Source organism: Erysipelatoclostridium sp. An15, from assembly GCF_002160675.1.
GTDB classification, from domain to species: domain Bacteria; phylum Bacillota_I; class Bacilli_A; order Erysipelotrichales; family Coprobacillaceae; genus Thomasclavelia; species Thomasclavelia merdavium.
The window spans coordinates 1-10,767 of the sequence record NZ_NFLA01000069.1; the positions used below are offsets into that span (position 1 = coordinate 1).

Here is a 10,767-nt window from a genome sequence, read left to right on the forward strand (position 1 = left end):
CCTGTATTTGAATACAGAAGATTCTATCAAAAAAGATAACCTTAGGATAGTTTTTCATTGCCGAAACTGGTAATTATTATACCAACCTTTTTGGTTATCTTTATTTTACTATTAACACTGTTTCCAGTTCATGATATCATCACTGTGTTATAACTTCTATCATCTATTTAGGATTCTTGTATTAGAAGGCAAAGATCAGAAGATACGAATGAATACATTTAGAAACAAGTATCAAAAGATAGCAGTAAAGGTCATACGACATGCAAGAAGAATCATATTGTCATTTAGCAGTGCATATAGATATAAGAAGAAATTCTTAAAATACTATCAAAAACTGCAGAATTAAAACATAAAATCCATAGTTTATTGAAAGTAGTTGAAAAACTACACTTTTTTAGCTACGGTTATTCACAATTTTACGGTGGATAACATTTTTTAAGCTAGAAAATAGACATGATTTATAAGTTTTTCATCACAAATTTGCTTTCATGAATAATTTGGGTATAATATAAATTTTACGGCAAGGCAACATTACTCTTATATGAAAAAAATAATTCGTGTATTATAATAAATTCAAAAATACATCCAAGATGGGATATTATGAATAATATTGAATTAAAAGACTGATTAGCTTGATTTAAAAAAGAAATTGTTAATGAAATAAAAATGATGTCTTTAACAAATCTATCATTAAAAATAAATCTAAATATAGTAAAGAAATTACTGAATATACAAGATTATCAAAATTTGCGATAAGAAGTTCCATCAAAGATAGTAAGGCGGGGTTGTTTCGAAGTAGCAAAAAAATCTTTTCTTCATTATAGAAATATATATCAAAATGAGATCATCAATAATTAGATTTGTGTAATAGCATGCTATCACATATTGTGTACTTGAAATATCATTATTGCGAGAATAATACTAATTTAACTTTTTATTTACGAAAAAATCCACCAATAATATTGACATTTTTAATAAGTTGAGATATTCTTAAACCATACATACCGGTATACCGGTATGTATGGTTTAAATAAAATTCATTATTGTTTGGGTATGCACTAAAATAGCAGAAAACCATGAGTAAACATTTATATTTAATGTACATCGTAAAATGTAAAGAAGTTGTGATTTTCTATTAACACAACTTAGAATTGAATAAGTAAAAAAGCAAAGGATTTATTAAGTAGAATTAATTTTGATTGCAATCATTTTATTCAAGAGAGAATGGGTGATACATTAGAAATCATTATTGGTGAAGATAGCCTTATTCTTGGTTAAAAGGAATCAAGAAAAGAAATTCTAATACTGTTGTAGTGGAATAAAGAATTAATTCTACCTGTTTATCAATTTGATGAGTTATTTTCTTCTTATAATGGAGAAACAAGTGCTCAAGGGGTATTGTGTAGAAATTGAGTCTTACTAAAAGTTATGATTCAAGAAAATTATCATTCTATTTTAGTTGTTCCTTTACGGGAACATGTAGATGTTTCTTTTCTAGAACAGGAGATATTGAAGTAATTAAGAAAGCACCAAGCAGTGATTTTTTCAAATTTAAATTTGATGATGAAAAGTTTCTAGATATTTATTTAACAGGTCTTGATGTTTAGAACTGATTTAGAGGTATAAACAAAATTTATTTTTTGTTCATATAAAATAAAACTAAATAATTTTATTATTTGAAAAGGAGAACAGCTTATGAAAACAAGAATGTTAGGAAACATTAAAGTTGGAGAAATTGGAATGGGATGTATGGGTTTTTCTCACGCACATGGTGATCCAATTCCAAGAAACGAAATTATTACTTTGATGAGAAAGGCTCATGAAATGGGAGTAACTTTATATGATACAGCAGATGTTTATGCTGCAGGTCATAATGAAATTTTAGTTGGGGAAGCTCTAAAACCTATTAGAAACGAGGTAGTTATTTTAACTAAGTTAAATCCTGAAGTCAATCCAATTGATATTCCAGGTAAAGGAACAGTCGCTGAACAAATTGAAGCAAGATTAGATGAGTCATTAAAAAGATTAGATACAGATTATGTTGATATTTATATGTTTCATAGAGTTCCTGAAACAGTTTCACTTGCTGAATGTGCTGAAGCAATGAAAGGTTTAATTGAAAAAGGAAAAATCCGTGGATGGGCTATGTCTAGAGCAACTGAAGCGCAAATTCGTGAAGCACATGCTATTTGTCCGCTTTCAGTTATTCAAAATGAATATTCAATGATGGTAAGAACTCCTGAAACTGATGGGGTGTTAAGAGCGTGTGAAGAATTAGGTATTGGTTTTACCCCATATATGCCATTGGCTGTAGGATTTTTAACAGGTACTATTAAACCAGGACAAACTTATAAACATGACGATGCGAAAAGAACAATTACATGGTTTACTGATGAAAATATTAAAAAGAATCAGCCTATCTTAGAAATGCTGGAAAAATATTCTCAAAAGAAAAATGCAACTTATGCACAAATTGCTTTAGCCTGGTTAATGCATAAATTTGATCGTTTAGTGCCTATTCCAGGTATGTATCAGGAAAAATTTTTGGATGAAAATTTAAAAACGGCAAATATTGTTCTAACTGATGAAGAGATGAAAGAAATTGATGATATTTTAGATAGTATTACAATTTATGGTGATTCAGATGAATCTCATATTGATGAACTTCGTGAAAAACTTAAAGAAGAAGGATATGAAGTAGAAAAATCTTGGGATACATATAAATAATATTTAAGAAAGTGTCAGTTATGCTGACACCTTTTCTATTAAATACAGATATGATATTATTTTGAAAAAGGAAAGGAGAGTACGATGCTAAAAGATGATGCATATAATGCGTTAATAAATATGATTTGGTCAGGTCAGATCCAGGCCAATAAAATATATTCAGTTACTAAGATTGCCAAAGATTTAAATATTTCTCGTACGCCACTTCGAGATGCACTTCAAAGATTAAGTGACGAACATCACGTTGACATTTTACCGAGTCGCGGTTTTTGTCTTCATAAACTTACTGAAGAAGAAATGAAACAAAGATATCATTTATCTATCTGTTTAGAAAGTTACTGTGTAGCTTGCTTGATTGAAAAATATAAAATTGATTCGAATAATCCTTTTATAAAAAAATTAGAAGAATGTATTAAAAATATGGATGAAGGTTTAAAAAGAGAAAGTTCTTTTAAGGAAAAATATAATTTTGATAACAATTTCCATAAAACGTTAATTGATTCTTTGGATGATCATTTTCCAGATTATTTATCACTCAAAGAGCATGGGTTTATTAATATACCTGAACTTCATTTATATGCTAAACATCTGGATATGAGCAAAATGCTAGAATATAATAAATTAACTTTAAAAGCAGTTAAAGAAGGAAATTATGAATTAGGCTATAAAAATTTACTTAATAATGCGAGTTATGTTTTTGATATTTATATGACTGAAATGAGTAAGGAGAAAAGTAATGAAATTTAAAGAAGGTTTTTTATGGGGAGGAGCAGTTGCTGCCAATCAATATGAAGGCGGTTATTTAGAAGGAGGAAAAGGTCTTTCGTGTTCGGATATGCTTTTAGGTGGAAGTGCTACAAAACCTAGGACATTTTGTCCGATAAAAATAGAAGGTGCTTTTTATCCTTCACATGAGGCTGTAGATGGATATCATAGAGTATTAGATGATATTAAACTTTTTGCAGAAATGGGATGGAATGTTTTTAGATTATCGATTAATTGGGCCAGAATTTATCCGAATGGAGATGATGAAGAACCAAATGAAGAAGGCTTAAAGTTTTATGATGCAATTTTTGATGAATGTAAAAAATATCATATTGAGCCACTGGTCACATTATCACATTATGAAATACCATGGAATTTAGTAAAAAATTACCAAGGATTCTATTCTAGAAAAATGATAGACTTTTATTTGAAATATGTAGAAACATGTTTTAGAAGATATAAAGATAAAGTAAAATATTGGCTTACTTTTAATGAGATCAATGCTGGGATTATGGGAGATGCACTTGCTTCTTTAATGGGATTAGGATATATGACAAAAGAAGATCTTTCAAGGATTGAACCGTGTGAGTTTGAACAATTACATGATAATCCCCAAGAAAGATTTCAGGCCTTACATCATGAATTTGTTGCGAGTGCACTTGCTGTCCAATTGGGACATAAAATTAATCCTGAATTTATTATTGGAGATATGTGCAGTCATATTGTATGGTATCCACATACATGTAATCCTAAAGATATTCTAGCCTGGCAAGAAAAAGATAGTCTATTTAATGATTTTTGTGCAGATATTCAAATTAATGGAGAATATCCACCTTATGCATGGGCTTATTTAAGAAAACATAATATTGATACCTCTTATATTTTAGATGGGGATTTAGAAATATTAAAAAATGGAACTGTGGATATACATACTTTTTCATTTTACATTTCGAACTGTGTTTCTACTGATCCTCATGTTGAAAAAATTGGTGGCAATTTAGTAGGTGGTGCAAAAAATCCATATTTAAAAGCTTCTGAATGGGGATGGCAAATTGATCCAGATGGTTTACTTTATAATTTAAACAAATTATCAAGTCGTTATCCTCATACACCATTAATGATCGTAGAAAATGGTTTAGGTGCTGTAGATCGAGTTGAAGAAGATGGGAGTATTCATGATTATTATCGTATAGATTATTTTAAACAACATATCCAAGCTATGAAAAAAGCTGTGGATAATGGTGTTAACTTAATAGGATACACTTCATGGGGAGCAATTGATATTGTATCGGCAGGAACAGGACAACTCAAAAAAAGATATGGATTTATATATGTAGATAGACATGATAATGGAACTGGAGATTTTTCGAGAAGTAAGAAGGATTCGTTCTATTGGTATAAAAAAGTATGTGAATCGAATGGCGAAAATATCGATTAATATTTTTTTTAAGGGAAAGGTGAAAGAAAAAGAATATTAATGAAATTAAAGAAAAGTAGAGATATGATAGGTCCTTATTGTAAATTATGTCCAATTTGTAATAGGAAAAGCTTGTTCAAATCACAATTATGGTGGTAGAATCCTTGATTGATGTCTTTCAACTGCTTCTGTTTTACAAGAAATTGCTGATTAGTTCAAAGAGCAAGTTAAGATCTTTACTAATGGTGCAATTTGTAGAGTTGTTGATATTTTTAAAGAACTTACTTTAGGGGCTGATGTGGTTATTGTTGCTAAACCTTTTGTGAGTATGATTTGAGATAGTAATGAAGAAGGAATTGAAGATGTTGTTTTACAATTATCATTGAATTTAAAAATACAATGATAATGACAGTTTATTCATCATTAAAACAAATTGATAGCGTATAATATCTTGTGTAAAAATGATTTTTCTTAAAATATAGAAAAAATATCCATATCCTATATTTGATTAATATAAAAACAACAATAAGAAGAAATAACGATAGCATATCAAATATTAAAGTCGATTATTTGAATAAAAGATAAATTTTGTAAGTATATTCTTTATAATGATTTAATAAGTGATGAAATTAAAAAGAATAGATTAAAAAATAGATACACAACAAAAAATGCTGATGCATTGGAAAATCAGGATAATGAGAACTTATGATTTGACCAAAGTGCAAGAAGTTAGATATGGCTTATAATGTTAGATGAAATTTTTTCGTTGATTTAACGTTCAAAAATCATTATAACATATAAAAACATTGAAAGGTGTAATAGAAAAATCATAAAAAATAATTAAAAAAAAGGATATTATTTAAAATTTTGTTATGATATAAAAAAGATAAGATTTTGGTTTTTATTGGTGTTGAATAAATTTAAATCTCAAAAAAGCGCTGATATAATCGGCGCTTTTTTAATGGATATTCAAATTTTATGTTTGTTTAGGCGCTAATCTACGTATTTTAAGTAAAAAAGCCTGTTTTTAATTGGTTATCTTTAAGATTGAATTCAATTAGTGAGCTATCGGATGTGTAGAAGAATATGAAACATTGTCTGATATTATTGACTATTATGACACTTGGTAAAATAATTGCCCATTACACAACTTAAATATTATCTTCAATAATTACTGAGGCAGTTTGTATTTGACAAAATTCAAATAAGCCATCTTTTTTAAGAAATAAGATTAATTTTAGCATTAGTAGGATGAATATCAGTGCGTATTTGTACATTAAGAGCAGTTAAAGTATTATCTTTGATTTTTATAATATTATCATCTTTACTAATTTAAAGATTTCTTGATAACAAAGTTGAATATTTTTAGTTTACATTAAATGTTTATATTCAAGAAATAATTTGTTATCTAATTCTATTTATCTGCTTTTTTAAAAATATATTTAATTAGTATTACTAATATCAAATAAAAATGAATTTATATCACCGCGATATTTTGAAATAGAATACTCAATCGTTTTATCATCTTTATCTTTTCCATATGAATGAAAATAAAACACTGGGCTATTTTTATTAATATTTAATAAATCAGCTGTAGTTTCATCACTACTAATAACTTCTAATAGACGGGTAACTTTATGAATTGGACGACCTAATTTTTTAAAGGAATCGTATAAAGAAGTATTAGAAAAATCAATTTTTGAAAAACTACTAAAGGGTTGATAAGGAATATATGTAGTAACTAAAACATTAGGCTTATTATCAATGTAGCGAAGTCGAACTAATTTGTATACTAAATTATTTTCCGTTAAATCTAAAACTTTTTTTACTTCGTCATTTGCAATTTCTTGTTTAAATAACAAGACTTTAGTTTGGGTAGATAGACCTTTTTGATGCATTTGAGAATCAAAACTTGCAATAAATCTAGTAAAGTCTTGTTCAATTTTTTGATTACAAACAATAGTTCCACGTTTTTTTCTTTTTTCTAAATAACCTAGATCAACTAATAATTGAATTGCATGGCGAATAGTAGGGCGACTGACCTGATATTGTTTTGCTAAATCTAATTCAGTTGGAATTGTTTCGTTTTGTTTGTATTCACCAGATTTGATTTTTTTTAAAAGATCATCCTTTATTTGTAAATATAATGTACTCATAAAATGCCTCCTTACTTCTAGAAGAATAACATATTAGTGATTAAAATGCAATTTATATTACATAATAGAATATATGTAATATATAAGGTTCTTCAATGATGTTGACATATATATTACATAATGATATATTTAAGACGGTTAAAGGAGGAATTAATATGAAAGAATTAACAGCAAAAGATGTTGCTGCTTATTTTGATCACACTTGCTTAAAAGCAGATGCAATAAACGATGATTTAATTAAGTTATGTACAGAAGCTAAAACAATGGGTGCTGCTATGGTGGCAATTAATACTGAATGGGTTCCATTTTGTAAAGAACAATTAAAAGGTACTTCAGTTCATGTAGGAGCAGCAATTGGTTTTCCACTTGGTCAATGTGGTTTAGAAACAAAATTATTTGAAACAAATTACGCCATTGACTTAGGAGCAGATGAAATTGATTATGTCATTAACATTTCTAAGGCTAAAATGCAAGATTGGGATTTCATTAAAGATGAAATGGAAAAAATTGTAGATATTTGTAGAAAGAAAAATGTAATAAGTAAAGTTGTTTTTGAAAATTGTTATTTAACGAATGATGAAATTAAACAATTATCTTTAATTGCGAAAGAAGTAAAACCAGACTTTATTAAAACAAGTACTGGATTTGGTACTGGTGGAGCAACACTAGAAGATGTTCAATTAATGATCGATACAGTTGCCGGAGAAGTAGCAGTCAAAGCGGCTGGTGGAATTCGTGATTGGCAAACTGCAAAAGCAATGATTGATTTAGGAGTTAAACGTATTGGAACGAGTTCTTCATTAAAAATTTTGGAAGAATTTAAAGAGGCACAAAAATGAAACCATTATTATTAAAACCAATTTTAGATAAAACTATTTGGGGAGGTAATCGACTAGCTACAATAAGAAATCATCCTGAAAATATTGGAACATGGTGGGAAGTGTCTGCTCATTCTTACGGCAGTAATGAAATAACTAATCTTGATGAAAAAACAACTTTACTAGAAGTTATTGAAAAAGATCCAGATGGTATTTTAGGTCCTGGCTATACCTTGCATGAAATGTTGCGTTTGGCGTATTTAGATAGTCAAGAAGCACTAAGTATTCAAGTTCATCCTGATGACAATTATGCAAAAAAACACGCTTATGATTTTGGAAAGTTTGAAACTTGGTATATACTTGATGCTAGTGACGATGCAACATTGGTTGCTGGAGTAAAAATTGATGATGCTAAAGAAATCGAAGCTGCTCTCCATAATCAAGATTTAGAAAAATATTTACAAAAATGGCCAGTTCATAAAGGTGATTACTTTATCATTCCTGATGGTTTAATTCATGCAATGGGGAAAAATATTTTAGCTTTAGAAATTGGAACCAATTCAAATACAACATATCGTTTCTATGATTATGGGCGTAAAGACAAAAATGGGAATACGCGTCCTTTACATTTAAAAGAATCATTTGATGTTGCTGATTTTTCTTTACAGCCAACATATCTTAAAGCTTGCAAAAAGAACCGTCAATTAACTGATAATCAATACTTTACGGTTGATGAATTATGGATAGATAAAGATATTTTTATTACAACAGATCAATGTTATTGTATTATTACAAATATAGACAAAGAAACTTGTATAATTGAATGGAATGATGAAGTTATTGAAATTGATGGCTATGGAAGTTTATTTGTGCCTTATAATGCCCAAGAAATTAGGATAGTAAGTAATGCTCATATATTATATAGTCGACCAAAAAAGGAGAAAAATAGATGAAAACAATTTTAGTAACAGGTGCTAATGGATTTTTAGCAAGCTATATTTATCGTGAAAACAAAGACAAATTTAATTGGATTAGAATCGTTAGAGAAGACTGTGATTTTGCTGATCCTCAAAATGTTCGCGAATTTATTGAAAAACAAGATTTTGATATTTGTTTCCATAGTGCAGCTAATGCAACAACAGCAGTTTGTGAAGAACAACCTGAATTAGCTCATAAAATAAATGTTGAGTCAACAAAAGAAATTGTTGATATTTGTAAGAGAAAAAATGCACGTTTAATTTTCTGTTCAACTGAACAAGTTTTCAACGGTAAAAGTAATCTTGGTCCATTTGATGAAAATGAACCCGTTGAATCTGTAACTGTATATGGTCAAAATAAAATTGAATGTGAACAATATATTCAGTCTCAAGGTATTGATGCTGTTATTTTACGATACTCTTGGATGATGGGACTTTCTTTTGAAGGAATTAAAGCTAGTCCAAATATTGTAAAAAATGTTATGAATGCATTAGTTAAAAATGAACCAACATTATTTACATGTAATGAAAAAAGAGGTATGACATATGCAAAATATCTTGCAAAACAATTCGAAGCCATTAGTAACTTACCTGCAGGTATTTATCATGTAAGTAATAAAAATGAAATGACCACTTATGAAAGTGCTTGTTATATTGCTAAGGAATTAAATTGTAATCAAGAAGCTATCAATCGTTTAATTCTTCCTAATCATGATCGTTATAGTGATCGTTTCCGTGATTTCCGTTTAGATTCTAGTAAACTTGCAAGCCATGGAATAACATTTAATACATTTGAACAAAATATTGATGAATTGTTGAAAGATTTTGGTTGGAAATAATAGAAATTTTAATAAAATACACCATATTGTAATCATCAATAATGATTATCAAAGAGCAATACATTCTTATGTTGATTTACTATGATTTGAAATAATCCTTGAAAATTATTGACAAGAGCGTAAAGACTAAAAAATAGATTTAAAATGTGGGGAAAAAGAAATAGAATTATTTATTATAAAAAATGCTCTATAATGCAAAAGCTTTCCGGAGGCTAGAGGATTTAGATGTTTAACATTTTATGTTGATGATGTTGAAGCAACTTTAAAAAACTAAATCAAAAAGAAATAGCTGCAGAATCCATTCGTTATGACAACTTTATTTACAAAAGAATGACATTGTTCTTTGATTTTGATGGTTTATCTTTAGAAATTTATGAATAGACAGCTAGCTGTCTATTTTTTTAATAGGAATTTTGATTTACCATTAAGTATATTATGAAGAAATGTAACTTTATGGATATCTTTAAAATAAGGTTCTTAAAAAGTGCTAGAAAAATTACAGTTTCTTGAACATGATCTTATTATATTCTAGAGATTGGTAGCTGTATTGTCTTTGTTTTAATCCTTTGTATAATTCTATTTCTAGAAATTCTTCAAGTACCCCCTCATATGCATTTTCTTCAAAGCCGCACGATTCACATTTAATTCTTGCCATTTTGGCATATGTTTTTAAACTTTTATTTGAGTAAAATCCCAAGTATCTTACTATCTTAAAATTTTTTATTAAAAATAGTATTTAAATCATAAGTGTTAAAGTATATTAATATACAATTTTTACCTTTTAAACGATGTAATAATAGCAGTTGATAAGGTGTAAGATAATTCTGTTCTTCTATGATTTTAGAACCATTATTGATATTTGATAATCTTTTATTACTGTATCAAAATGAAAAATGGAGAATATTAAAGAATATTATGAAGTTGAAGATTATAAGAACAATGAAAAAATTGGATTGTCAACACTTTTTTGGACAATTTCTATGAGAACATTCTAAATTCAACAGGTGTTTTATAATCAAGTGAACCATGTATCCTGATATTATTATACCAGTTTACATAATCAAATAA

General features: G+C 28.2%; 10 protein-coding genes and 1 pseudogene. 9 read left to right on the forward strand and 2 right to left on the reverse strand.

Annotation, left to right across the window (positions count from 1 at the left end; all coding sequences use genetic code 11):
• Positions 1-130 precede the first annotated feature (130 nt).
• The 6 genes and pseudogenes from B5E92_RS16040 to B5E92_RS16045 form a co-directional block, all read left to right on the forward strand.
• Complete coding sequence (locus B5E92_RS16040; RefSeq protein WP_087303217.1) at positions 131-346, forward strand: transposase; 216 nt, start codon at positions 131-133, stop codon at positions 344-346.
• Positions 347-1,409: 1,063 nt separating this feature from the next.
• Entirely contained in the window at positions 1,410-1,607 is a 198-nt protein-coding gene (locus B5E92_RS14015) for a hypothetical protein (RefSeq protein ID WP_087303219.1), read from the forward strand.
• A gap of 88 nt (positions 1,608-1,695) precedes the next feature.
• On the forward strand, positions 1,696-2,727 hold the full coding sequence (locus B5E92_RS14020; RefSeq protein ID WP_087303221.1) for an aldo/keto reductase: 1,032 nt from the start codon (positions 1,696-1,698) through the stop codon (positions 2,725-2,727).
• Between the two features lie 84 nt (positions 2,728-2,811).
• Positions 2,812-3,474, forward strand: coding sequence for a GntR family transcriptional regulator (locus B5E92_RS14025; protein ID WP_087303223.1), 663 nt, complete (start codon positions 2,812-2,814; stop codon positions 3,472-3,474).
• Positions 3,464-4,930 (forward strand): glycoside hydrolase family 1 protein, encoded by a 1,467-nt coding sequence (locus B5E92_RS14030; protein WP_087303224.1) that lies wholly within the window; start codon positions 3,464-3,466, stop codon positions 4,928-4,930. Before B5E92_RS14025 ends, B5E92_RS14030 begins: the two co-directional genes overlap by 11 nt.
• 208 nt (positions 4,931-5,138) lie before the next feature.
• Positions 5,139-5,246: pseudogene (locus B5E92_RS16045) on the forward strand (alpha-hydroxy-acid oxidizing protein); the annotation flags it as partial.
• A 1,105-nt stretch (positions 5,247-6,351) separates the two neighbouring features.
• On the opposite strand, the gene B5E92_RS14035 reads toward B5E92_RS16045, so the two are convergent.
• Positions 6,352-7,065: a GntR family transcriptional regulator gene (locus B5E92_RS14035; RefSeq protein WP_087303226.1), complete on the reverse strand. Its 714-nt coding sequence runs from the start codon at positions 7,063-7,065 to the stop codon at positions 6,352-6,354.
• Between the two features lie 155 nt (positions 7,066-7,220).
• Between B5E92_RS14035 and deoC the strand changes: the two genes are divergently transcribed.
• From deoC to B5E92_RS14050, 3 genes are read left to right on the forward strand one after another with little or no spacing between them, the layout of a single operon-like run.
• The gene (deoC, locus tag B5E92_RS14040) at positions 7,221-7,904 is read left to right on the forward strand and encodes a deoxyribose-phosphate aldolase (RefSeq protein ID WP_087303228.1); all 684 of its coding nucleotides are present in this window, start codon (positions 7,221-7,223) and stop codon (positions 7,902-7,904) included.
• Positions 7,901-8,836: a class I mannose-6-phosphate isomerase gene (locus B5E92_RS14045; RefSeq protein ID WP_087303230.1), complete on the forward strand. Its 936-nt coding sequence runs from the start codon at positions 7,901-7,903 to the stop codon at positions 8,834-8,836. Before deoC ends, B5E92_RS14045 begins: the two co-directional genes overlap by 4 nt.
• Positions 8,833-9,699, forward strand: coding sequence for a sugar nucleotide-binding protein (locus tag B5E92_RS14050; RefSeq protein WP_087303232.1), 867 nt, complete (start codon positions 8,833-8,835; stop codon positions 9,697-9,699). Before B5E92_RS14045 ends, B5E92_RS14050 begins: the two co-directional genes overlap by 4 nt.
• 978 nt (positions 9,700-10,677) lie before the next feature.
• On the opposite strand, the gene B5E92_RS14065 is transcribed toward B5E92_RS14050, so the two are convergent.
• Positions 10,678-10,767 (reverse strand): IS3 family transposase (locus B5E92_RS14065; protein ID WP_143357590.1); only part of this gene is annotated, 90 nt, incomplete at its 5' end.